Origin of the sequence: Bradyrhizobium barranii subsp. barranii (genome assembly GCF_017565645.3) — a bacterium.
GTDB classification, from domain to species: domain Bacteria; phylum Pseudomonadota; class Alphaproteobacteria; order Rhizobiales; family Xanthobacteraceae; genus Bradyrhizobium; species Bradyrhizobium barranii.
This window is the reverse complement of sequence record NZ_CP086136.1, coordinates 2929876-2952836: the sequence shown is the minus strand read 5'-3', so window position 1 is coordinate 2952836 and position 22961 is coordinate 2929876. Positions and strand designations below refer to the sequence as shown.

General features: G+C 63.8%; 20 protein-coding genes, 1 tRNA gene and 2 pseudogenes. 12 read left to right on the top strand and 11 right to left on the bottom strand.

Features of this window, described 5'->3' with window-relative positions:
* Positions 1 to 32 precede the first annotated feature (32 nt).
* Together J4G43_RS14205 and J4G43_RS14200 are read left to right on the top strand one after the other, a co-directional pair.
* Positions 33 to 1010, top strand: coding sequence for a LysR family transcriptional regulator (locus J4G43_RS14205; RefSeq protein WP_208085164.1), 978 nt, complete (start codon positions 33 to 35; stop codon positions 1008 to 1010).
* Between the two features lie 386 nt (positions 1011 to 1396).
* Entirely contained in the window at positions 1397 to 3769 is a 2373-nt protein-coding gene (locus tag J4G43_RS14200) for a TonB-dependent receptor (RefSeq protein ID WP_208085163.1), read from the top strand.
* Positions 3770 to 3870: 101 nt separating this feature from the next.
* On the opposite strand, the gene J4G43_RS14195 is transcribed toward J4G43_RS14200, so the two are convergent.
* From J4G43_RS14195 to J4G43_RS14155, 8 genes and pseudogenes are all read right to left on the bottom strand, one after another.
* Complete coding sequence (locus J4G43_RS14195; RefSeq protein WP_014497279.1) at positions 3871 to 4071, bottom strand: hypothetical protein; 201 nt, start codon at positions 4069 to 4071, stop codon at positions 3871 to 3873.
* Positions 4072 to 4210: 139 nt separating this feature from the next.
* Positions 4211 to 4631 (bottom strand): annotated as a pseudogene (locus tag J4G43_RS14190) (DUF4118 domain-containing protein).
* 140 nt (positions 4632 to 4771) lie between these two features.
* Entirely contained in the window at positions 4772 to 5965 is a 1194-nt protein-coding gene (locus J4G43_RS14185; protein ID WP_208085162.1) for an MFS transporter, read from the bottom strand.
* A gap of 51 nt (positions 5966 to 6016) precedes the next feature.
* The gene (locus J4G43_RS14180; RefSeq protein ID WP_208085161.1) at positions 6017 to 6637 is read right to left on the bottom strand and encodes a TetR/AcrR family transcriptional regulator; all 621 of its coding nucleotides are present in this window, start codon (positions 6635 to 6637) and stop codon (positions 6017 to 6019) included.
* Between the two features lie 956 nt (positions 6638 to 7593).
* Positions 7594 to 7769 (bottom strand): annotated as a pseudogene (locus J4G43_RS14175) (SOS response-associated peptidase); the annotation flags it as partial.
* 748 nt (positions 7770 to 8517) lie between these two features.
* A complete protein-coding gene (locus J4G43_RS14165; RefSeq protein ID WP_228411351.1) occupies positions 8518 to 8898 on the bottom strand; it encodes a helix-turn-helix domain-containing protein in 381 nt (126 codons plus the stop codon).
* 480 nt (positions 8899 to 9378) lie between these two features.
* Positions 9379 to 10722 (bottom strand): IS1380-like element ISBdi2 family transposase, encoded by a 1344-nt coding sequence (locus J4G43_RS14160; protein ID WP_208084705.1) that lies wholly within the window; start codon positions 10720 to 10722, stop codon positions 9379 to 9381.
* Between the two features lie 700 nt (positions 10723 to 11422).
* A protein-coding gene (locus J4G43_RS14155) for an IS3-like element ISRj2 family transposase (RefSeq protein WP_085967151.1) occupies positions 11423 to 12552 on the bottom strand; the annotation gives its coding sequence in 2 pieces (ribosomal slippage) (positions 11423 to 12300 and positions 12300 to 12552; 1131 coding nt in all).
* A gap of 677 nt (positions 12553 to 13229) precedes the next feature.
* Here J4G43_RS14155 and J4G43_RS14150 point away from each other — a divergent pair.
* On the top strand, positions 13230 to 13664 hold the full coding sequence (locus tag J4G43_RS14150; RefSeq protein ID WP_208085159.1) for a YybH family protein: 435 nt from the start codon (positions 13230 to 13232) through the stop codon (positions 13662 to 13664).
* A gap of 342 nt (positions 13665 to 14006) precedes the next feature.
* The gene (locus J4G43_RS14145) at positions 14007 to 14267 is read left to right on the top strand and encodes a hypothetical protein (protein WP_166350390.1); all 261 of its coding nucleotides are present in this window, start codon (positions 14007 to 14009) and stop codon (positions 14265 to 14267) included.
* A 300-nt stretch (positions 14268 to 14567) separates the two neighbouring features.
* Here J4G43_RS14145 and J4G43_RS14140 read toward each other — a convergent pair whose 3' ends face one another.
* A complete protein-coding gene (locus J4G43_RS14140) occupies positions 14568 to 14783 on the bottom strand; it encodes a hypothetical protein (RefSeq protein WP_225004882.1) in 216 nt (71 codons plus the stop codon).
* Between the two features lie 122 nt (positions 14784 to 14905).
* On the opposite strand from J4G43_RS14140, the gene J4G43_RS14135 reads away from it, so the two are divergent.
* Positions 14906 to 15232 carry a hypothetical protein gene (locus tag J4G43_RS14135; protein WP_028154397.1) on the top strand — a complete coding sequence of 109 codons (327 nt, stop codon included), beginning with the start codon at positions 14906 to 14908 and terminating at the stop codon, positions 15230 to 15232.
* Between the two features lie 185 nt (positions 15233 to 15417).
* Here J4G43_RS14135 and J4G43_RS14130 read toward each other — a convergent pair.
* Positions 15418 to 15494 (bottom strand) — tRNA-Pro (locus J4G43_RS14130).
* A gap of 68 nt (positions 15495 to 15562) precedes the next feature.
* On the opposite strand from J4G43_RS14130, the gene J4G43_RS14125 reads away from it, so the two are divergent.
* The 6 genes from J4G43_RS14125 (at position 15563) to J4G43_RS14100 (ending at position 21523) form a co-directional block, all read left to right on the top strand.
* Positions 15563 to 16552, top strand: a complete 990-nt coding sequence (locus J4G43_RS14125) for an L-threonylcarbamoyladenylate synthase (protein ID WP_208085158.1) — start codon at positions 15563 to 15565, stop codon at positions 16550 to 16552.
* Positions 16553 to 16630: 78 nt separating this feature from the next.
* A complete protein-coding gene (locus J4G43_RS14120; protein WP_208085157.1) occupies positions 16631 to 18058 on the top strand; it encodes an FAD-binding oxidoreductase in 1428 nt (475 codons plus the stop codon).
* Positions 18055 to 18495: a GNAT family acetyltransferase gene (locus tag J4G43_RS14115; RefSeq protein ID WP_208085156.1), complete on the top strand. Its 441-nt coding sequence runs from the start codon at positions 18055 to 18057 to the stop codon at positions 18493 to 18495. Before J4G43_RS14120 ends, J4G43_RS14115 begins: the two co-directional genes overlap by 4 nt.
* 13 nt (positions 18496 to 18508) lie before the next feature.
* Positions 18509 to 19090: an NUDIX hydrolase gene (locus tag J4G43_RS14110; RefSeq protein ID WP_071916105.1), complete on the top strand. Its 582-nt coding sequence runs from the start codon at positions 18509 to 18511 to the stop codon at positions 19088 to 19090.
* Between the two features lie 273 nt (positions 19091 to 19363).
* Positions 19364 to 20293, top strand: a complete 930-nt coding sequence (locus J4G43_RS14105; RefSeq protein ID WP_208085155.1) for a glycine/sarcosine/betaine reductase selenoprotein B family protein — start codon at positions 19364 to 19366, stop codon at positions 20291 to 20293.
* Positions 20294 to 20329: 36 nt separating this feature from the next.
* Positions 20330 to 21523: a CaiB/BaiF CoA transferase family protein gene (locus tag J4G43_RS14100; protein ID WP_208085154.1), complete on the top strand. Its 1194-nt coding sequence runs from the start codon at positions 20330 to 20332 to the stop codon at positions 21521 to 21523.
* A 108-nt stretch (positions 21524 to 21631) separates the two neighbouring features.
* On the opposite strand, the gene J4G43_RS14095 is transcribed toward J4G43_RS14100, so the two are convergent.
* Positions 21632 to 22396, bottom strand: a complete 765-nt coding sequence (locus J4G43_RS14095; RefSeq protein ID WP_208085153.1) for an SOS response-associated peptidase — start codon at positions 22394 to 22396, stop codon at positions 21632 to 21634.
* Between the two features lie 63 nt (positions 22397 to 22459).
* Here J4G43_RS14095 and J4G43_RS14090 point away from each other — a divergent pair, with 63 nt between their 5' ends.
* Positions 22460 to 22960, top strand: a complete 501-nt coding sequence (locus J4G43_RS14090) for a hypothetical protein (RefSeq protein ID WP_028152167.1) — start codon at positions 22460 to 22462, stop codon at positions 22958 to 22960.
* Position 22961: the final 1 nt, after the last annotated feature.

Genomic DNA, 22961 nt, shown 5'->3' with positions numbered 1-22961 from the left:
GGGCGGCTTAATAAGGAAAATTTCTATTCATAATGAGTGCCAAAGAATTTTCTTATAATGGCCCCGGCCACGCAGCGGCCCAGCTCCGGCATCTGACGATCCGGCAACTCCGCTCGCTTGCGGCGCTCTCGGCGAAGGGCAGCGTCACCGCGGCCTCAAGCCAGCTCGGCCTGACCCAGCCAGCCGTCACCCAGCAGCTCCGGCAGCTCCAGGACCTCGCCGGCCTGCCGCTGGTGCAGCGGACCGGCGAGGGCATGCTGCTGACGGAGGCAGGCAAGGAGGTGCTGGCGCTCGCCGAACGCGTCGAGGCCGCGATCATGGACTGCCAGGGCGCGCTCGATCTGCTCGCTGGACGGACCGGCGGCACGGTGCATCTCGGCGCGGTGTCGACCGCGAAGTATTTCGTGCCGCATGCGATCGCGGCGTTTTCGAAGCGGCATCCGAAGATCGAGATCAAGCTCACGATCGGCAATCGCGAGGAGATCCGCGAGGCCATGCACGGCTACGATCTCGATTTCGCCGTGATGGGTCGGCCACCGGCCGACGTCAGCGTCGACGTGCGTCAGCTCGGGCGCAATCCGCACATCATCGTCGCGCGCAACGGACACTGGCTGGGGAAGGATTCCGGCCTCAACCTGACCGACCTCGTGCACGAGACCTTCCTCACCCGCGAGCCGGGGTCAGGGACGCGCACGCTGATGGAAGGCATGTTCCAGAGATCGGATCTCGAGCCGATCATCGGCATGGAGATGAGCAGCAACGAGACCATCAAGCAGGCCGTCATCGCCGGGCTCGGCATCGCCTTCATCTCGGCCCACACGGTGGCGCATGAGCTCGCCGAAGGCCGCCTCATCGTGCTCGATGTCGCCGGCCTTCCGATCGTCCGGCAATGGTACGTGATCCGCCGCAGCGACAAGGTGCTGCTGCCACCGGCGCAGGCGATGTTCGATTTCCTGGGCTCCGAGGGCTCGAACTATTTGCCCGACGTGCCCGAGTTCGGCGGGCAATAGCCCACCGATATTCAGCCCATCAGCTTCATCGCAACTGTTGCCGCCAGAATGACGATGATCTGGAGCAGACGCTCCGTCGTGAAGACACGGTTGAAGGTGGTCATCGCTGGTCCCGGCCGACGTAGGAGATCTCGATCGGTCCGGTGCTAGCACACGCGGGCGCCGAGATAACTCCGTAGTCGCCACGGGCCCTGCCGGCGCGCCGAAACATGTGATCGCTTGGAACCCGACAAGTTTCGAACGATTCAAATCATCGTGCGCGGAATGGCCGCACGGTCACTTTGTTCATGCGCACAGTGACTTCGCGTGCACGGATGCTCCTTGCCCCGCATCCGGCCGTGCAATGGGGAATCCGGGCGAGTTTTGAAAGAGTCAGGGAGGGCGCGATGAGCCACATCGCCGCCGCGGGAGAGCTTTTGTCTTCCGCAAGCTACATGTCCAAGCGCAATCTTTCGGGTATCGGAGGCGTGTTGACCGCGCTGATGACGTCAGCTGCGTTCTTCGCCAGTCCGCAGGCCTTTGCGCAATCCACGCCCGCGCGAGGCGTGACGATTCCATCCGTCACCGTGACCGCGCCGGACGCACAGCGCCGAACCAATCCCGCTTCGGCCGCCCGCCGGTCGAGCAGCGGGCGGCCCCGTCGGACGCAAACGGCACGGCGGCCGGAGACGACTGCCGCGCCACAGCCCTTCATGCCATCGCAGGACGCGCGCACCGGCACCGTCGGCTATTTTGCCAACAGCACCTTCGTCGCCACCAAGTCGAACACGCCGATCGTCAACATCCCGCAATCGCTTTCCGTCATCACCCAGCAGCAGATCCGCGACCAGAATTATCAGGGCTTGACCGATGTCACGCGCTACGTCCCGAGCGTCGCCGTCCACCAGGGCGAAGGCAATCGCGACGAGCTCGTCATCCGCGGCGTCGATTCCAGCGCCAACTTCTTCGTCAACGGCTTTCGTGACGACGTGCAATATTTCCGCGACCTTTACAACGCGCAAAGCATCGAGGTGCTGAAGGGCCCGAGCGCCCTGACCTTCGGCCGCGGCGCCGGCGGCGGCGTGCTCAACCGCACCCTCAAGGAGGCCGACGGCACCCGCATCTATGAAGCCACCGCGCAGACGGGATCGTGGGGCGACCGCCGCGTCTCGCTTGACGCGGGCCAAGCCGTCAACGACAACGTGGCGGCCCGGCTGAACGTGTTCTACGAGGGCAGCGATGCCTTCCGCGACTTCAACCATCTCGAACGCTACGGCATCAACCCGACCGTTACGCTGAAGCCCGACGACTTCACCAAGATCAAGCTGTCCTACGAATATTACCACGACGGCCGCACCGCCGATCGCGGCAATCCCTCGCAGGGCCTTCCCGGCGGCGTCACGCGATTCAATCCGACGACACCGTTCGCGCCGAACGGCAATCTTCAGACCTTCTTCGGCAGCCCCAGCCTCAACACCGCGCAGGCGACCGTGCAGACCGGCATGGCAATCATCGAGCACGACTTCCAGAACGGACTGTCGGTGCGCAACGGCACGATGGCGGCCGACTACCAGAAGTTCTACCAGAACGTCTATCCGACGGGCGGGCCGCTCGCCGGTGCCGTCAACGCAGCCGACACCGCGGTCAACCTTGGCGCCTATCAGCACACGACCAACCGCGACAACGTCTTCAACCAGACCGACTTCACCTACAAGGGCTGGACCGGGCCGATCGCGCACACGGTGGGCTTCGGTACCGAGTTCGGCCGCCAGACCGGTGTCGACATCCGCAACACCGGCGTCTTCCCGAACGGCACCAATACCATCGTGCAGAACCCGTTCGCGCCGACCTATTTCGGGCCGGTCAACTTCGTCCACCACTTCACCGGCACCAACACCGACGGCGTCACGACACCGGATTCGAACAGTAAATATGCGCTGAACGTCGAGTCCGGCTACCTGCGCGACACCATCGAGTTCTCGCGCGCGCTCCAGCTCATCGTGGGCACGCGGTTCGACCGCTTCGAGATGTCGGCGCTGGACATGAACACCAACCTCAACCGCAATCGCACCGACAATCTGGTCTCGCCGCAGGCGGCCGTGCTCCTCAAGCCGAGGGAGACGATGTCGGTCTACACGGCCTACAGCATCTCCTATTTGCCCGCCTCCGGCGACCAGTTCTCCTCGCTCAATGACGGCACGCTGATCCTGCAGCCGCAGAAGTTCGAGAACACCGAGGTCGGGTTGAAGTGGAACATCAATCCGAAGCTGTTGTTCTCGACCGCGATCTACAACCTCAACCGCACCAACCAGCCGATCGCGGATGGCAACAATCCCGGCTTCTTCCTGCCCTCCGGCAGCACGCTGACGCGCGGCTTCGAGGCGAGCCTCGTCGGCTACCTCACCGAGCAATGGCAGTCCACGCTCGGTTATGCCTATACCGATGCGAAGATCACCAGCGCGACGTCGGCGACCGTGGTGCCGGGCAATCGCGTGCAGCTCGTGCCGTACAATCAGTTCGCCTGGTGGAACAAGTACCAGTTTACGCCGATGTGGGCGGCCGCGCTCGGCATCATCTATTTCGGCGATTCCTTTGCATCGTCGGATGACACCGTGAGACTGCCGGGCTTCGTGCGCTTCGATGCCGGCGTCTACGCCACGATCGATGCCAACTGGCGGGCGCAGCTCACGGTCGAGAACATCTTCAACTGCGGCTATTGGGCGTCCGCCGACGGCAACAACAACATCTCGCCCGGCCAGGGCCGCACCGTGGGGGTTTAGGCGAGCTACCGGTTCTGACGGCTATGGCGCGAACGTCTGCGTCCCATCGCGGGTCGTTCGCGCCGTTCGTCATCGATACGAATACCTGTGATGGTTAACGATCAGGCGGCGCGCTGGACGGCGGCGTAATCCGCGCGCGCGGCGAAATAGGCTTCCAGCTCCGACAGCGCCCGCGCTTCCCACTCGCTCGCCTGCTCCAGAAGCGACCAGCTCTGGCCCGGGCGGAATGCAGCGGTCTGGCGATAGAGCGATGCGATGCCGCGATAGCGGCGCACGTTCTCAAAGATGGCGTGACCGTTCATGTTCAAAAACTCCCTCGTCATTCCCGGGGGAGAAATTGCGGCCAAATCTTTTTCGAAAAGTTAGCGGCGCGCACCAAGCTCGCGGATGGTTGCCGGACTGTTGCGCTGGCGCAACGCGCCGCTTCCGCATGAGGCGGATTTATTGCGAATTCGTTGCCGTGCTCTCGCCCGAGGGCTTCAGCCCGCCGCGGCTGATCATGGCCATCGTCTCGCGGCAGAGATCGGCAAGGCCGATCAAGAGCACCGCGAGCAGGCAGAACAGGTTGATGGAATCCGCGCCCGCGCTGGAGAGCGGCATGAACTGGAAGAATGGCGGGATGAACGCCCACCACACCAGCGGAACGGTGAGCAGCGCGGCGAACGCCGCTGCCGGCGCGCCCGCGACGATTCCGAGCACGAACAGGCTGGGCAGGAACGCCGCAAAATAGAGCTTGGCGCCGAGCGCGACGCAGACGCCTTGAAGCGCGGCCGACACGGCGACGACGATAAATCCGAGCAGAAACGCCCTGCCACGACCATGGCCGTACCCGCGGTACGCCAACCAGTCCCGCACGCCTCATCAGCCTCCCCCTGCCGCCCGTTAACCGGGCTCGCTTGCGACCAAAATACTACAACCGCAGGGAAACCGCGAGACGGAAATCGCACGGTGCTGGGCTGCGTATCCAGGGCTTGGTAAACGGCCGCGGGCACGATCGTACCGCTACTCTGTCGCCGCATAGAGCAAGCCCGCGACGGGCAGAGCAAGGCCAATGGCCGACGCCAGCGTCCAGCCGCCTTGCGCGAAGGCCCAGGCGCCGACCGCAGAGCCGGCAGCGCCGGCGGCGAAGAACGTCGCCATATAGAGGCCGTTGAGACGGCTGCGGTGCTCATGCCCGAGCACGAAGATGGCGCGGAAGCCGAGCACGACGTTCCCCTGGACACCGATATCGATGGCGATCGCGGCCACGACCAGGCAGGCGAGATTCAGCGTCGAGCCGGCCGCACCGATATAGGTCACCAGGAAGCCGGCGGCCGCGAGCAGCATGGCGACCAGCGTCGCGATGCGGCTATGGCCGCGATCGGCGAGCCGTCCCGCGATCGGGGCGGCGAACACGCCGGCGACGCCGGCGAGCGCGAACAGCGCGATGCCGCGCTGGGAGAAGCCGAATTCGCTGGCGAGCTGGAGTGGCGCCACCGTCCAGAACAGGGTGAAGGCACCGAACAGGCTCGCCTGATAGAGCGCGCGGCGCCGGAGCAGCGGCGTGGTCCGGGCCAGATGCGGCATCGACAGCAGCAGCGTGCCGTAATGCATGCGCGCGACCGGCTTGCGCTTCGGCAGCGTCGTCCACAGCACCGCCGCGAGCACGATCATCAGCGCGGCGGACATGAAGAACACCGCGTGCCATGACAGCGCTGCCGTAACGAAGCTCGACACCGGTCGCGCCAGCATGATGCCCAGCATCAATCCGGTCGAGACATTGCCGACGACGCGGCCGCGAATGGCTTCCGGCGCAAGGTGTGCCGCATAGGGAATGATGATCTGCACGGCGACCGAGCCGAGGCCGATGAACAGCGCGGCGATCAGGAACGGCAGCGCGTGGGTGGCGAACGCGGCGGCCAGCAGCGCCGCGGCGCCGAGCGTGATGACGGAGCAGATCAGCGCGCGGTTCTCGACGAGGTCGCCGAGCGGCACGATGAAGAGAAGCCCCACGCCGTAGCCGATCTGCGTCATGGTGACGATCAGCCCGGCCGCCGCATGCGAGAGGCCGAGCGCGGCGCTGATCGGGGCGATCAGCGGCTGGGCGTAGTAGATGTTGGCGGCGACCATGCCACAGGCCGCGGCAAGCACGAAGGTCAGTCGTTGCGACACCGCATCCGGCCCGGGTGCGGTCTCGATCGTGGCATTCATCGTCATTCCAACAGACTCCAGATATCGGGAATGATCATTCCCTAATAGGACACAAATTCAGGCGAGCAGTTTCATCGCAACGCCGACCAGGCGCTCGCCGTCGAGCGGCAGGCGCGCCTTGCCGACGACGCGCATTCCCTGCGTGATGCAGATCATCAGCCGCGCGGTGTCGTCGATCGCAACATGGGCGGGAATCGAGCCATCGGCGTGGCCCTCGCGAATGAGGCCGGCGATGAAGGTCTCGTTGGTCTCGAGCTGGGCGTTGACGCGGGCGCGGACGTCCGGATCGAGCGCGGCGAGCTCGACCGCACCGCCGACCACGATGCAGCCGCGACGGCCCTCGATCCCCTGGGAGTGCTCGACATAGGACAGCAACATATGGCGCAGTCGCTCGCGACCGTTGGTGCCGCGCGCGGCCGCGCTGCGGGTCTGCTCCCGGCGCACGGTGGCATAGCGCTCGAAAGCGGCCAGGAACACGGCCTGCTTGTCGCGAAACGCCTTGTAGACGCTGCCGGTGGCAAGCCGCATGGCGGCGGTCAGGTCGCCGATCGAGGTGGCGTGATAGCCCCGCTCGCAAAATACGCGTACGGCGCGGTCGAGCGCGGTGTCCATGTCGAATTCCCGGGGACGGCCGGGCGGACGGGCGGCAGGCTGGCGACGGCGCGCGGCTTTTTGCATTGCGGGATAATAGGGAATGATTGTTCCCGAATCAAGGCACGGAGTTGTGAATGGGGATCGATGGAGGGCACGCTCTCTCCGCATCGTCATTGCGAGCGCAGCGACTTGTCCGCCGAAGCTTTAGCGTAGGCGGCAAGCGGGCAATCCAGTACGCCGCGGCCTCTCGGCTCAATCACAGCCGTCTCTGGAATGCTGGATCGCCCGGTCAAGCCGGGCGATGACAGCGAGTGCTGCAGACACACCTTCGCGCTCTCGCGGCGCATCTCGCCCGAGCTTTGCCTGGTCACTCCACCCTCGAAGCCAAGAGGGCGCAGGGAAGGCCGGGTGCTGACCTCGCACCCGCGGTCCGCTGCGCGAAAGGTAACGCAAGGAAACCGCACAGCAGCATACGGGTGGTGCCAATCACTCGGCCTTCCCTGCGCAGTGGTTGGACGGCTTATGCCGTGCTCTCCCGGGAGCCGAGTTCCTTCTGGCCTCCCTCACGCCAGCGAAAGTCACCGACACCGCGCCGGTTGACGCGACTGCCGCATTCGCAAAGCACTTGACCGTAGCAACGACGGCCAGGACCACACGGTTTTGCCGTACGCACGGCCCGCCATTTCGCCGCAGTTTTTCCAGCCCTGTCGACGGAGCCGGAAACTTACAGACGAGACGAACCTGACAGCGCCGCTCATCCAGCACAAAGTCTTGGGCTCACGGAGAGCAATCCGCCCTGCCCTTAACCTCTCGCGCCCGACGCTGTCGCGTCCACCGCAAGCCCGGCTCGCGACAGTGACGACACAAGATCGCCCCTCTTGGCGAGCCGGGATGGACGACACATACGTTATTTCCGAATTTCGGTAAAGTGGAATATTCTTGCAGGCGCGGCTTGACACCGGCGCAGATCGGAATGACCCGGTGTTTTGCCCGACGGCCGGGCGCCGGCGGCGTGACTGGCGGCACGCCTGTCCGGAGTGGCGGCGGCATGCCCCACCGCATCAACACCATCCTGCGTCTGTGTTGCGGACGACCGGCGCACGATAGTCGGGAAACACGCCGGGCATCGGTGCGAGGTTGCCGACGTATCAGTTGGCGACGCGAAACAGGGCGGCGACGCAGCTTGGTTCGTCGCGATGCTGTAGAGGTTGCAGATGCGGTTCGCGGACTAACGCTTCTTAAAGTCCGTTAGCTTGCGCAGGTAGTAGCCTTGTCGCTGAACGGCGAGCTTAATGTCCTCGCTGACGCTCGCTACTTTTTTCTTCTTATGCCATCTGCCTGACGCGTCGGGAAGCGGAATTGGCAAACCATTTCGCACAACCAACAGATCACGCCTGGTGTTCAGATACACATCGAACATTCTAAGGCCCCCCAGCCGATTGTCAGAGTATCGCGGGGAGCAGAAATAGCAAACAACTCCGCCCGGCCCGCGATGGACAAGCAAGCCGCTACAGATTGCGGTGGATGGCGTGCCGGCACGCCGGCACAACGGAGGCGACGTAGGACCTGTGTCGCGACTTGAGCGGCGGTCATCATGTGTCGTCATCCAGTGGCGGCTCACCTCACTTGTCGGCCATTTCCTGTTAGACCTTGGCAATCTCTGTGCGCACCTCGAACACACACGCTCGATGGCGCGCCGGGTCGCAAGATCGCTACGTCGCGCACCGTGCAGGATAGATGCCATCAAAACGGTGCCAGCAATGCCGCTTTAGCCGCACTTACCGGTGAGGACCTGATCTTGAAACGTAGGAGAGTACGTCATTCCGCTGACCGATCAGTCGCGAAATTATGTTGGCGAACTGAACGAGAGAAAAAATTGCGAGGAATTCCAAAATCATTTCGAAAAGCCTCCGGGTTCGAAAATTCGCTGTCGTAAAACACGCCCCAGCCCGGAGACCGCAAATCTAAAACTGTTTGTTGCGGCGTAAACGCAAAATGGAACAGTTCAACGAAGAAACAATAAACCAGTTGCCTTTCGGCAACAGCATGAGGAGATTGCAGCGTTCTCGAAAACACGCTGTCATTGCCGCGCCGTGCGCAGCATCGGCTTCACTGCGCGACGATTGCCGCCGCTCGCGCCGCAGGTATCGCAGATAAGCGACGCGGCTCTGATCGAGCGGGAAGCCGTCACCTTGCCGCTGGATTACGCCTTCGGCTTCGAGCTTGCCGATGTAGGTCCGGCTGCAATCGAGGTGCTGCGCCAGCGCCGACGCGCTGACGGTCTCGGCGCTTCTGGATCGCGGTCGAGGAACAGGCTTGGCGACGGGCGCGACGGTTTCGGTCATCAGCGTCATTCCTGCTGCATCGCGGCGGGATAGCTCACTTTCGCTTCCGGCGGCAGAGCGGACCATATCCAGATTTGCTGCTGGTCGACCTTGGGCGCGATTGCGCCTAACCGGACCTTGCCATGCGGTCTTGAACTCATTCGTTGACGAGGGCGTGTATTGCCCCGTGACCCAATTCCCTTATGTTTATTCGTAGCAGTGATCGGAGCCGGCCCATGTTTCCGTTAATTGTTGCTGCAATCCTTTATCTCAGCCTCATCTCTGCGTGCGGGCACTATACTGCGAACTATGCCGAACAGAGGGGACGCTCTAGCCCGTCCTATTCGTGAGAGTGCGGCTTTTTGGCCCGATTGATGCGGCCGCACATCTTGTCTGACGAGGCGCACAGGATTGCCTTCGGCTTTTCACCGCCTGACGACCCGTACTTTGCAACGCGCTTGAGGTATAGGTTGGGCGAACGGGGGGCGGACGCCCCGCCGGTCAAGGACCGAGCGGCAGCAACGCGCCTGGCAAGCCGCGGATCAGGTCGGCTTCGGGACATGCCGCGGCAAACGCAAGGCGAATGCGGCTCGTGGTCTCGACCACACGGGCAGCGATTTTCAAGAGACGAAGACGCAGCGTCGCGAACTCGGCAGCGGCCAATTCCCGGGCTTTGGGAATGGCGTCGCGCACGGTCAGCATCAGCCAATAAGCGGCCGTATGGAGCACGAGACGGACCTGGTTGGCGAGCGCCGAACGGCAGCTGGTGCGGTCGGAGGCGAGCTGTGTCTTATGCAGCTTGATCAGATTCTCTGCTTGGCCGCGCGCGCAATACAGGCTGTCGTAGATCCACTCGGCCGAGCCGACATCGAGGCTGGTGACGACGAAGCGGATGTCGAGGCCGAGCATCGTCGCCTCAATACGGGCGACAGTGCGCCGTTCGCGATCCCAGGACTTTGCCTTGTGGCGCGTCTCGGTATAGCCACGCAGAACCGGCAGGTTCTCGATGGCGCGTCGCGTGCGGATGTCGTCGGCGACCTCGTCGACTTTTCTGGCGAGAGGCTTGGTGCCGGACAGACCGAAGATGTAGTCGATGCCGTTGGTCTCGCACCACGCCATGGCCTCCGGCCGGGCATAGTGCCCGTCGCCACGGAACGTAATTTGCGTGTTGTGCCATCGCGTCCGGATATGCCGTACCAGGCGGCGCAGATGGGCACGCACCTCGACGCCGCCCGGCGTCTTGCCGGGCCGCAGCACGACGGCCACGGGCCGGCTCTTCTCCGTGTCGTAGACGTGGATCGGCAGGAAGCAGCGTTCGTCATAATGAGCGTTGAACAGCGAGAGCTGCTGATGGCCGTGGACGACGTCGCAGGTATCATCGATGTCGAGCGTGACGGATGCCGGCTCGCGCGGGTAGCTATCCATCCATGCGTCGACCAAAATGTAGGTCAGCCGGATCACGTCGCGCAGGCGCGGAGCATTCTCCAGCCGCGACAGCGTCGGCTGGGAACACAAATCCCGGCCCGTGTCCGGCAGCCGTCCGCAGGCCAGTTTGAATGCCGGATCGGACCTCAGATGATCGAGGTCGTCGGCGTCCTCGTAGCCGCAGCAGATCGCGAACATGCGAGCGCGGAGCATATCGACCAGGCTGTGCACGACCCGCGTCGGATCGCGCCGATCCGGGAACACCCGGGCCAGATTGTTGGCCAAACCGAGACGCCGCTCGGCCATCGCCAGAAGCATCACGCCCCCGTTCGAGGTTAGGCGCCCACCATCGAAGGCAGCTGTGACTTTCTTGGCGTGAACGGCTGGAAACGAGAAGGGCGGAATCGTATCGTCGGTCATGGCGGGCGTGGCGTTCGCGGTTGGAGGTGATGGGGTTGGCTTCGCAACCGAATCCTACGCCGCATCAGCGCTTTACCCCTCAGGCGCACTCTTACGAATAAGACGGGTTAAGTTGAAGAAAGATTGAGTGACTCCCGATCATTTCTGTGCCGAAACGTGGAGTCGCGGTCGTGCCGCGTCCAAAGAAACCGGCGCGAGCGGCCTATTAGACGCGGTAGGTGATCAGCCTCCGAAACGAGACTATCAAGCATGAAGAGATCGAGCGCGAGGCAGAGGTTTTATTTGTGTTGAATTCTTGCTTCTCGATAGTGGTCTGAAATCGTATCATCGGTCATGGCGGGCGTGGCGTTCGCGGTTGAAGGTGATGGGGTGGCTTCGCAACCGAATCCTACGCCGCATCAGCGCTTTACACCACGCTCGCCAGCCTCTCAGGCGCCCTCTCGCGAATAAGACGGGCTAGGGCCGCCTGGTTCCTCTGGGGCGGATTGTTTTATCCACACCCCTACATTGCGTTGGCACTCTTACCGCCAGTCCGCCGGGAGACGCCGGTCTAAAGAGCTGGCCCCGGTTGTTTGGACAGCGCCCCGCTGGATTTAAGTGGATTCCTGCCGGGTTATGCTGAACGCGGGGCTTTACGGTTTTGTCGTTGCGTCGGGAGGGCGTAGCCCGACCAGAGCGACGACAAAACCGTCGGCGACGGTCATGCGGCCATCACCATAGCTTGCGTGCCGAAGTAAGCCTCGTCGGGCGTGCGCCCGTCAAGGCTCGAGTGAGGGCGTCCCTGATTGTAGAAGGCCAGATACTTGGCAATTGACGCTCGCGCCTCGGACACGCTGTCGTAGGCGCGGAGATAAACTTCTTCGTATTTGACCGTGCGCCAGAGCCGCTCGACAAACACGTTGTCGCGCCAGGCGCCCTTGCCGTCCATGCTGATGGCGATCTTCGCGTCCAGCAGCACATCGGTGAACTCGAGGCTGGTGAACTGGCTGCCCTGATCCGTGTTGAAAATCTCGGGCCTGCCGTGCTTCGCCAACGCCTCCTGGACCGCTTCGACGCAGAAGGCCGCCTCCATTGTGATCGAGACGCGATGGGCCAGGACCCGTCGGCTGAACACATCGACGACCGCCGCGAGATAGACGAAGCCACGCCGCATCGGAATGTAGGTGATGTCCATTGCCCACGCATGGTCGGGCCGCTCGATCTTCAATCCGCGCAACAGGTACGGGTAGATCTTGTGACCCGGAGCCGGCTTGCTCGTGTTCGGGCGACGATAGACCGCCTCGATCCGCATGCGCTTCATCAGCGTCGCGATGTGGCGGCGACCGGCGTATACGCCCTCCCGCCGCAGCAACGATCGCAGCATACGCGCTCCCGCGAAGGGATAATCGAGATGCAGCTCATCGAGCCGACGCATCAAGGCAAGGTCCTCGGCCGAAACTGGCCGAGGTTCATAGTAGACCGTGCTGCGAGCCAGCTTCAGGACCTTCGCCTGGCGCACGATAGAAAGATCATGATCGCGGTCGATCATCGCTTTGCGCTCAGCAGGCCCGCCTTGGTGAGCGCGCCGGACAAAAAATCGTTTTCCAACGCCAGCTCGCCGATCTTGGCATGTAACGCCTTCAAATCGACCGGCGTCTCGGCCGATGTCTTGTCATGCCCAAACACGCCGGCGGCGCCTTCCAGGAGCTGGTTTTTCCAGATCGTGATCTGGTTCGGATGAACATCAAACAGTTGCGCCAGCTCCGCCAGTGTCTTGTCGCCTTTGACCGCAGCCAAAGCAACCTTCGCCTTGAATGCCGGAGAATGCGTCCGGCGGCTCTTCTTCGTCATCTTCGCTCCTGATTCGCAGCAAGAATCCTCGCCGCTGTCAGGCAGAAAATCCACTCAAGCTACTGTCCGAATTTGCGGGGCCAGCTCTTAAGTCCGCCTCGCTTGGCGGCTTTTCTTGAGTGTCGCCTTTGGGCCCATCGCGTCATTTCGCTGCAAAGCGCTCGCTGCTCGCTATCGGCGTATAGCGAACGTTCCGGCGTCCCCTGCAACTGCAACCACGCATTTTCTCGCACCAGATATTCTCAATAGGTGCGGTGGCGCGGTCCCCGCGTTTCTTTTTGCCCTCTGAAGAACCCTGACGACCGATTGCGGAGGGACCGCCCATCCTTCGACGGTCGCCGCCAGCCATTGCGGACATCACGTCATCACCACGACACGGTGCGAGCCATCGACGATGCCGCGTTCGGGGCCGACATTCGCTGGCTTTCTGACCCAAAACACCCGTAGGCATTATTCCGAGAACCGTGTAGCCTCCCCGCACCGTCACGCTCTTTGCTTGCCGGAAGCTGCTGCCCACAAAACGGAGAAACGCCGAACTCTCCGCTTCTCTTCAAATTGCAGCCTTGGTGCCATTGGCAGGCGCGATCTTCAGAACCAGCCATTCATAGATCACCAGCGTGCGCGTCGCATAGGCGCGCCCGACTGGCGGACACGATCAGATCAAAGATGGCAAAGTCATGAGCAAAAGCTTATCGCTGCTGCTGGTGCTGTTGTTCGTCACTGTCGGCCATGCGCGGGCGGACCCGCTCACTGAGGACATGACGAAACTCAATGCGCAATGGGATGCAGCGATCAACGATCCAAATTTCGATGCCTTGCTGCCAATGTATGCCACCGATGCCAGTCTAATCCCGCCCGGCGCACCGCCCGTTTCGGGTGCGACTGCGATACGCGACTTCTTTGCCAAAAGGGGAACGAGCGTCAGAAATCACAAGCTTGAACTTGTTGAGGTTTTGCCAATGGGAAACAACGCATACGTGACCTCCCGCTTCAAAGCTTCCTTGGTCAAAGGCGAGGAAACGACCAAGCTGTCCGGAAGCACCGTTAAGCTTTACGAACACCAGTCCAACGGCGAATGGAAGGTTAAGTCCCACATTTTCGTTCGGGAATAGCCAGCCAAACATTACGAGCCGAATGAGCCGGGATGGGCTACACATACGCCATTTCCGAATTTCGGTAAAGTGGAATATTTGGCGCAATTGGGTTGACAGCAAAGCGAAACACCCGGGCATGCCACCGTCATTCCGGAGCGCGGCGAAGCGGCGAGCTATGATGCGCAATTGCACATCATAGCTCAATGCTGCGCATCGCCCCGGAATGACGAAGGGGAGAGCGTCACCCCTTCGGCCGCCCGGCAGGCCTTCGCCCTCAGCCGGCGCGCTGGCACTCTCCTTGCTGCTCGCCCGCCAATCCCTCAGACCCGCAGTGGGTCTGTTTCATAGTGAGGCGATCCCATGCAATCGACGTCCCGTTTCGAAGCGACCATCCCGACACAGCTCCACGTCCTGATCTCCGATCTGCGTTGGCGCACGCAAATGCTCGACGCCGACATTCAGGAGGAAGAGCGGAGGGCCGGAATCTCCGATCCAAACAATCTCGCCTACCCGATGCTCGCGCAGAACCTGAGAGCCCGGCGCGACAATCTCCAGGTGAGCATCGCGATCCTGGAAAGCCGCATCGAAAAGCGATCAACCGGGTGGCCGAGCGCCGCCTGACGCGGATCGTGCCGGGCCCGACCAGGCAACGCGACGGCATCTACAGAAGGGCGCGGGCGATGGGCGATAGCCCTGTCCGCGCCGGTCAACGCGCAGGAACCCGCGTTGCCCTTTTGCAACGGTTCCCCACCGTCTGAAGCCGGACAAAAGAAACTCCCATTCCAGCCACGAACCCCGCTCACAACGCCGTGAGACTAGCAGGGGAACTACGATGCGTGCACAGCGCGTTTGGAAAGTGAATGGGGCCGCCAGCATCGGGCAGCTCCAATCGAGACTGGATGACCTGAACAAGCGTCTCGGTCAGCTCGAAAGCCAGCATCCGGAGAGCTGGAGGCTCGAAGAACTGAGATCCGGCGCGCTCAGCCTGTCGCGCGAGATCGACGACATCCGCTGCGCCGAGGCGACGGCGGCCTTGAGCGAGCTCTTGCGGAAGTAGAGCGTCGGGCGATTCGAGCGACGCGCGAGGAACCAACCTTCCTCGCCGCCATTGCCATGCAGAGCATGGAGCAAAATCATGACCAGGCACCTGACGCGAGCCCATCTCGCGCGCGGGGTAGCCGGCGCGGTATCCACGCTGGTCCTGTGCGCGACGGCGGCATTCACCATCGCGCACCACTTCGCGCTGTGAGGGATTTCGCATGACGTCCGATCCCGAGGAGTCGGTGAGGCTGCAAGGTTTTGGCGAGATGACGTTGCGCACCGCCGTCGCGACACTGATGGCGCTCGCACCGCGCGAGCGATCCGACGCCGCCATCTTCCGTGTCCGCGACGGCGTGCGTTTGGCCTCGAGCGAGATCGCCGAACTTGCCTCGGACTGGGGCATGACACCGATGGCTGAAGTCAGGTCTCCAAGCCTCGTCCCGGACCAGCACTGGCCGGACATCGTTCGCGGCATGGTGCGCGAGGCGCCACTGCCGGCACTGATGGTGGCGTTCCTGGTGGGCGTGCTGGTGGCGCGGCGGTAGTCTACTGACCTACTGTCCAGCATCGGACCATCGGCCGGCGAATGTAGAGCCATGCCGCCGCGGCAGATGCCCCTGCCCAACCAAATCGGCCGTGGACCCGCCCCGAAAATCGTTGCAAAAAGGCGCTCCCGAGGCGCTGGCGGCCGGTCCGCCAAGCCTCTGGAAAACGTCGACTTTTGGAAGAATGGTCGGAGTGGCAGGATTCGAACCTGCGACCCCTGCGTCCCGAACGCAGTGCTCTACCGGGCTGAGCCACACTCCGACAAGAAGGCGGCTTATAGCGTCGGGTTTGACGCACCGCAAGCGGCCGGCATGAGGAATTTTGTCCCTGTGAAAACGGGTCTTGAAACGCTGATTTTACCGGCCGGCGGGGCCGGCGAGGAAGCTGCCGCCCGGATTTTGGCCGCCGGCGGGCTGGTCGCGTTTCCGACCGAGACGGTCTACGGGCTCGGGGCGGACGCCGCCAATGCCACCGCGATCGCCCATCTTTACGCCGCCAAGGGGCGGCCGGCCTTCAACCCGCTGATCGCCCATGTCGCCGACCTCTCAGCCGCGCGCCGGATCGGGCGGTTCGACGCGCGTGCGTTGAGGCTTGCGGAAGCGTTCTGGCCGGGGCCCCTGACGCTGGTGGTGCCGAAAACGGACGACTGTCCGGTGGCTGAGTTGGCCACCGCCGGGCTCGACACGGTCGCGATCCGCATTCCCGCCCATCCGGTGGCGGAGGCGATCCTGCGCGCCTTCGGCTGGGCCGTGGTGGCGCCGTCCGCCAACATCTCCGGCCATGTCTCGCCGACGATGGCCGCCCATGTCGAAAGCGACCTTGCCGGGCGGATCGACCTGATCGTGGACGGCGGGCCTGTTACGGTCGGCGTCGAATCGACCATCGTCGGCTGTTTCGACGTCCCGATGCTGCTCCGCCCCGGCGGGCTGTCGCGCGAGCGGATCGAGGCCGTGCTCGGCGCGGCGCTGGCGCGGCCGCCTGTAGAGGCCGAGAGCGACGACAGCCAGCCGCTGGCGCCGGGCATGCTGGCGTCGCATTACGCGCCGCGCGCCAGTGTGCGGCTCAATGCGCGCGATGTGGCCGCGGGCGAAGCGCTGCTGGCGTTCGGCGCCGATCGCCTGCCGGGCCTGGAGACCGCCGCCGCCGTCATGAATTTGTCGCCCGCGGCTGATCTCGATGAAGCCGCCACCAATCTGTTCGGCTATCTTCGCGCCCTCGATGCGAAGAGCCCGCGAGCGATCGCGGTGATGGCGGTGCCGGAAGAAGGACTTGGCGAGGCCATCAACGACCGGCTGCGCCGGGCGGCGGTCGCCCGATAGCGCATGATCCGGAAAAGTGTCCAGCGGTTTTCCGATAAGATCATGCGCAAGAGATAAGAGCGAAGAAGAGACAAGAGCATGAACGTCAATAAATCTGCCACCCCGCCGCTTGCGCCCGAGCTGATCGAACAATTCCGCAAGATCGTCGGCGACCGCCATGCCATCACCGACGCGGCCGACATCGAGGCTTACGTCACCGAGGAGCGCAACCTGTTTCACGGCCGCTCGCCGCTGGTGCTGCGCCCGGGCACGACGGCGGAAGTCTCGGCGATCTGCAAGCTCGCCTCCGCGCACGGAATCGCGCTGGTGCCGCAGGGCGGCAACACCGGGCTCGTCGGCGGGCAGACGCCCCACAACGGCGAGGTGGTGGTGTCGCTGCGCCGGCTCGACAAGATCCGCGAGGTCGACACCGCCTCCAACACCATGACCTGCGAGGCCGGCGTCGTGCTCCAGGTTGCGCAGCAGAAGGCGGCCGACGTGGACCGGCTGTTTCCGCTCTCGCTCGGCGCGGAAGGAAGCTGCACCATCGGCGGCAATCTCTCGACCAATGCCGGCGGCACCGCCGCGCTCGCCTATGGCGTCGCGCGCGAGATGGCGCTTGGGCTCGAGGTGGTGCTCGCCGACGGTCGCGTGCTCAACGTGTTGTCGAAGCTGAAGAAGGACAACACCGGCTACAATCTGCATAACCTGTTCATCGGCGCGGAAGGAACGCTCGGCATCATCACCGCGGCCACGCTCAAGCTGTTTCCGAAGCCGCGGGCGGTCGAGACCGCCTTCGTCGGGCTGAAATCGCCGGCGGCGGCGCTGAAGCTGCTGACCATCGCGCAAGGCGAAGCTGCGAATGCGCTGACGAGCTTCGAACTGCTGTCGGAGATGGCGGTCGAGTTCTCGGTCCGCCACGGCATCGACGTGCGCGATCCGCTCGAAGCAAAACATCCCTGGTACGTGCTGATGGAATTGTCCTCCCCCGGCGACGATGCCCGCACGCCGCTGGAGACGATCCTGACGCGCGCCATGGAAGACGAGATCGTCGACGACGCCGTGATCGCGGCCAACCTCACCCAGCGCAACGGCTTCTGGAAGCTGCGCGAGGAAATGTCGTCGGCGCAGAAGCCGGAGGGCGGCTCGATCAAGCATGACATCTCCGTGCCGGTCGCCGCCGTGCCCGCCTTCATCGACGAAGCCAATGCCGCCGTGGTCAAGCTGATCCCGGGCGCTCGGCCGGTGCCGTTCGGCCATCTCGGCGACGGCAATCTGCATTACAATGTCAGCGAGCCCATCGGCGCCGACACCGCGGACTATCTGGCGCGCTGGCACGAGATGAACGCGGTCGTGTTCGAGATCGTGCTGCGCATGGGCGGCTCGATCTCGGCCGAGCACGGCATCGGCGTGCTCAAGCGCGACGAACTGCCCGAGGTGAAGGACAAGACCGCGATCGAGCTGATGCGGTCGATCAAGGCGATGCTGGATCCGCAGGGCATCATGAATCCGGGGAAGGTGCTGTGAGCGTCTCCCTTACGATCGATGCGATCACCGACGCCGATGTCGAGCCCGTCGTCGCGCTGTGGCAGCGCTGCGGCCTGACGCGCCCTTGGAACGATCCGCATGCCGACATCGCGCTGGCGCGGCGGCGCGACAATTCGACCGTGCTGATCGGCCGCGATGGCGGCGCGATCGTCGCCACCGCCATGGTCGGCCATGACGGCCATCGCGGCTGGATCTATTACGTCGCGGTCGATCCCGATGGGCGCAAACGCGGCCATGGCCGCGTCATCATGGCCGCGGCCGAGGACTGGCTGCGCCAGGCCGGCATTTTGAAGCTGCAGCTGCTGGTCCGCCGCGAGAACGCGCAAGCCAATGCGTTCTATCAGTCGCTGGGTTTCGAGGAATCCACCTCGGTGATGTTCCAGAAGTGGCTCGACGGCCGCGCTTCCACAACGTAGCCGGAAAACAGCAATGACCATTTCCGACCGCGTCCGCATCAAGGACGTCCGCGTGCTCTCGGACGGCTGGACCACGCTGAAGACCACGACGTTCGAGTACCGGCGCGCCAATGGCGAGTGGCAGACCCAGCACCGGGAAACCTATGAGCGCGACAACGCCGCCGCCGTGCTGCCGTATAATCGCGCACGGCGTACGGTGATCCTGGTGCGCCAGTTCCGCCTGCCGGCCTTTATCCGCGGCTACGACGATCTCCTGATCGAAGCGGCCGCCGGCGTGCTGGACGATGCCTCCCCCGAGGTGCGCATCCGCGCCGAGGCCGAGGAAGAGACCGGCTATCGCCTGCACCACGTCCAGAAGGTGTTCGAGGCGTTCATGAGCCCCGGCGCCATCACCGAGAAGCTGCATTTCTTCGTCGCCGAATACGAGCCGGAGATGCGGGTCAGCGACGGCGGCGGCCTCGAGCACGAAGGCGAGGACATCGAGGTGCTGGAGCTCTCGATCGACGAGGCCTTGGCAATGATCGCGGACGGCCGCATCATCGACGCCAAGGCGATCATGCTGCTGCAATACGCGGCGCTGCATATTTTCAGGTGAGTTACGCTTTCTTCCTTCTCCCCCTGTGGGAGAAGGTGGCGCGAAGCGCCGGATGAGGGGTTCTCTCCACTTGTAAGAGTGCTCGTGAGGATAGAGACCCCTCACCCGGCTTCGCTACCGCGAAGCCACCCTCTCCCACAAGGGGAGAGGGTCAGCACCGTCCGCGCCGCACCATCCTCATCTGCAATTCAGACCTGCGCCGCCCCGCTCCCCGTTGAGCAACACCAAAACTATCTCTAGTCTGGTCCCAACCAAGAACCAGGAGACGCGCCCATGTCCACCCCGCGCGACGACGAATTCGGCTTTGCGCCCGACTATGACTCCCCCGTCCCCTATATGCAGCGCACGCGCGAATATTACACCGCGATCGGCTACACCACGCCGTATCGCTGGGCGCATTACACCGAGGCGCCATTCCAGCCGCTGAAGAAACCGTTGGCAAAATCGCGCGTGACGATCATCACCACGGCTGCGCCTTACGATCCCACCAAGGGCGACCAGGGGCCGGGCGCGGCGTATAATGGCGGGGCGAAATTCTACCAGGTCTATGACGGCGACACCTCGAAGCAGCACGATCTGCGCATCTCGCACATCGGCTACGACCGCAAGCACACCACGGCGACCGACAACGGCACCTGGTTTCCGCTGCCGCAGCTTTTGAAGGCATCTGCCGCAGGCCGCATCGGCGAGGTGAGCCAGCGTTTCTTCGGCGCGCCGACCAACCGGAGCCATCGCGTCACGCTCGACACCGACGCACCGGAAATCCTGGCGCGCTGCCTCGCCGACAAAGTCGATGTCGCCGTGCTGGTGCCGAACTGCCCGGTCTGCCATCAGACCACCGCACTGGTGGCGCGGCATCTCGAGGCCAACGGCATTCCGACCGTGGTGATGGGATGCGCCAAGGACATCATCGAGCATGCCGCCGTGCCGCGCTTCTTGTTTTCGGACTTCCCGCTCGGCAATTCCGCGGGCAAGCCGCACGACGTCGCCTCGCAGGCGCAGACGCTGGAGCTCGCGCTGAAACTACTGGAGACCACGAGCGGTCCGCAGACCACGATGCAGTCGCCGCTGCGCTGGAGCGAGGACGCCTCCTGGAAGCTCGACTACAACAACGTCGCGCAGCTTTCGCCTGAAGAGCTGGCGCGCCGCCGGGCCGAATTCGACAAGCAGAAGGAGATCGCGCGCGGCAACCGCGCCGCCTGACGTCCTCCGACAACAACAAACAATGGGGAGAGCGACGTGACGCGACCGTTCGAGGGCGTGAAGATCCTGGACTTCACGCAGGTGCTGGCCGGCCCCTATGCGAGCTACCAGCTCGCGCTGCTGGGGGCAGATGTCATCAAGGTCGAGCGGCGCGAGGGCGAGGACATGCGCCGCACGCCGCTCAGCCGCGAATGGGCCGAGCGCGGACTGGCGCCAGCGTTCCAGGCCATCAACGGCAACAAGCGCAGCCTGACGCTCGATCTGCAAAAGCCCGACGCGATCGCGATCGTGAAGAAGCTCGTGGCGCAAGTCGACGTCGTCATGGAGAATTTTCGCCCGGGCGTGATGGACAAGCTCGGGATCGGCTATGAGGCGCTGTCTGCGATCAATCCAAGGCTGATCTATTGCGCCGTGTCCGGCTTCGGCCAGACCGGCCCGGACCGCCTGCGGCCCGGCTATGACGGCAAGATGCAGGCACTGTCGGGCATCATGGCGATCACGGGCCATCCCGAGACGGGGCCGACGCGCGCGGGCTTTGCGGTGTGCGACGTGCTCTCGGGCGCCACGGCTGCCTTTGGCGTGTCGAGCGCGCTGTATCAGCGCGACCGCACCGGCAAGGGACAGCTGATTGACGTCTCGATGCTGGAGGCGACGATGGCGTTTCTCTCGGGGCAGATCGCGGACTGGTCGGTCGCCGGCCATCGCCAGCAGCTGTCGGGCAACCAGGCGGTGAGCCGCCGAACCACGGCAAACCTGTTCAAATGCGGCGACGGCCACATCCTGCTCGCCGTCAACAACGAGAAGCAGTATCGCGCGCTGATGTCCGCGCTCGGCCGCGAGGACACGCTGTCAGACACGCGCTTCGCCGACTGGTTCGCGCGCAACGAGAACGAGAGCGCATTGCGCGCCATCATCGAGGAGGCGCTGGCGGCCAGGCCTGCGCGCGAGTGGGAGACAATCCTGGAAGATGCCGGCGCGCCCTGCGCCAGCATCTGGAAGGTCGAGGAGGTCATCGATCATCCGCAAATCAAGGCCCGCGGCGCGATCCAGGAGCTGGATACGCCCTACGGCCGCCTGCGCTTTGCCGGCAGCGGCTTCAAGCTCGCCTATGGCGGCGGCCGGTTGGACCGGATGGCGCCGGAATTGGGTGCGGATACGGATGCGGTGCTGGGCGAGCTGGGATTTGATGCAGCGGAGATCGCGGCGCTCAGGGCAAAGGAGATCGTGTAGATTGCGTAGCGTGGGCAAAGGCGCAACGCGCCGTGCCCACCATCTATCCATTTGCTTGAAACACGATGGTGGGCACGCTTCGCTTTGCCCACCCTACGGCACCGCCGCCTAAAATAACGACCCCTGCCCGTCATCCGCCGAGCCGGCGGCCGCCTTCCGCGCGACCTTCTTCGGTTTCGCCGCCTCAGCTTCCGCCTCCATCTCCTCCGCACTGATCGGCAACACGAGCTGATCGTCGTCATTGGCGACGCGGTTGACGCGGGTGGAGACCGGGTGCCAGGCGAATTCGCCGATGCGCGGGGCGGACATCAGCGGCAACACCGCATCGACATCGTCGCCGCGGCTGTCGAGCCAGCGCTCGAAATCGCGCGGGCTGATGGTGACGGGCACGCGGTCATGCAGCGCGGCGAGATCCTCGCCCGCCGCCGCCGTGACGATCGCGACGGTGTCGAGCTCCTCACCGTTCGGCCCGACCCAGGTCTCGAATACCGCAGCAAAGCCGAGCGGCTCGCCATCGGCGCGGTGGATGAAGAAGGGCTGCTTGCGGCCGCCCTCCGTCTTCCATTCATAATAGCCGTCGGCCGGGATCAGGCCGCGGCGCCTCCGAATCGCGTTCTTGAAGGCGGGCTTTTCCAGCACCGTCTCGGAGCGCGCGTTGATCAGGAGCGTAAATCCCTTGGGATCCTTGACCCAGCTCGGCAACAATCCCCAGCGCATCAAGCGGAAATGGCGCGCGCCGTTCTCGAGCAGCACGACCGGAATCGGTTGTGTCGGCGCGACGTTGTACCGTGGCGGGAAATTCGGCTGCTCGACATAGCCGAACAGTTGCCGCAAAGCCGCGGGGGCCGAAGTTATGACGAAGCGTCCACACATCCTTGGCTATCTATATAGGGTCCGTTCAGGTCGTTTTAACCCCGAACGCTAACACTGCGGCAGATGAGCTCAAAGGCCTCCCAACCCGCGCGGACGCATGTACAGACGGGCCCCGAGGCCGCCGCCTGGGCCGAGCGGCTGCGCGTGGCCAACATCAACCCGCGAACCGGGCTTGCCACCGACTATCTCAACCATTTCAATGAAGCCGTGATGCTGCTGGAAATGGTCCCGGACATGCCGGAATGCGCCGAAGATTTTTTGACCTGGTCGCCGCTGTCCTATGCCGAGCATTTCACCGCGTCGAATTTCAAGGCACGGGATCTGGCCATCGAAGCCTATGAGAAGGCCGATCCGAACGTGCGCGCCCAGTTCGACCACATCACTGATACCATGACCTCGATCCTGACAGCGGTCGGCTCGGCCATGCGCGAGGTCGAGAAGGACACGACCCGCGTCCGCCTCGCCGAGCAGGCCACGCTCTGGGTCAAGCCGCTGATCGCGGCCTGCGGCGGCATCATCAATGGCGGCGCGGAAGCCGACGTCGACACCATCATGGCGAATTGAG

Coding starts and splice junctions, on each gene's coding strand:
- J4G43_RS14105 (WP_208085155.1), top strand. CDS start 19,364: ATGTCCACCCCGCGCGACGACGAATTCGGCTTTGCGCCCGACTATGAC.
- J4G43_RS14120 (WP_208085157.1), top strand. CDS start 16,631: ATGAACGTCAATAAATCTGCCACCCCGCCGCTTGCGCCCGAGCTGATC.
- J4G43_RS14205 (WP_208085164.1), top strand. CDS start 33: ATGAGTGCCAAAGAATTTTCTTATAATGGCCCCGGCCACGCAGCGGCC.
- J4G43_RS14140 (WP_225004882.1), bottom strand. CDS start 14,783: ATGATTTTGCTCCATGCTCTGCATGGCAATGGCGGCGAGGAAGGTTGG.
- J4G43_RS14095 (WP_208085153.1), bottom strand. CDS start 22,396: ATGTGTGGACGCTTCGTCATAACTTCGGCCCCCGCGGCTTTGCGGCAA.
- J4G43_RS14165 (WP_228411351.1), bottom strand. CDS start 8,898: ATGACCGAAACCGTCGCGCCCGTCGCCAAGCCTGTTCCTCGACCGCGA.
- J4G43_RS14160 (WP_208084705.1), bottom strand. CDS start 10,722: ATGACCGACGATACGATTCCGCCCTTCTCGTTTCCAGCCGTTCACGCC.
- J4G43_RS14180 (WP_208085161.1), bottom strand. CDS start 6,637: ATGCAAAAAGCCGCGCGCCGTCGCCAGCCTGCCGCCCGTCCGCCCGGC.
- J4G43_RS14200 (WP_208085163.1), top strand. CDS start 1,397: ATGAGCCACATCGCCGCCGCGGGAGAGCTTTTGTCTTCCGCAAGCTAC.
- J4G43_RS14195 (WP_014497279.1), bottom strand. CDS start 4,071: ATGAACGGTCACGCCATCTTTGAGAACGTGCGCCGCTATCGCGGCATC.
- J4G43_RS14145 (WP_166350390.1), top strand. CDS start 14,007: ATGCAATCGACGTCCCGTTTCGAAGCGACCATCCCGACACAGCTCCAC.
- J4G43_RS14135 (WP_028154397.1), top strand. CDS start 14,906: ATGACGTCCGATCCCGAGGAGTCGGTGAGGCTGCAAGGTTTTGGCGAG.
- J4G43_RS14185 (WP_208085162.1), bottom strand. CDS start 5,965: ATGACGATGAATGCCACGATCGAGACCGCACCCGGGCCGGATGCGGTG.
- J4G43_RS14150 (WP_208085159.1), top strand. CDS start 13,230: ATGAGCAAAAGCTTATCGCTGCTGCTGGTGCTGTTGTTCGTCACTGTC.
- J4G43_RS14090 (WP_028152167.1), top strand. CDS start 22,460: ATGAGCTCAAAGGCCTCCCAACCCGCGCGGACGCATGTACAGACGGGC.
- J4G43_RS14110 (WP_071916105.1), top strand. CDS start 18,509: ATGACCATTTCCGACCGCGTCCGCATCAAGGACGTCCGCGTGCTCTCG.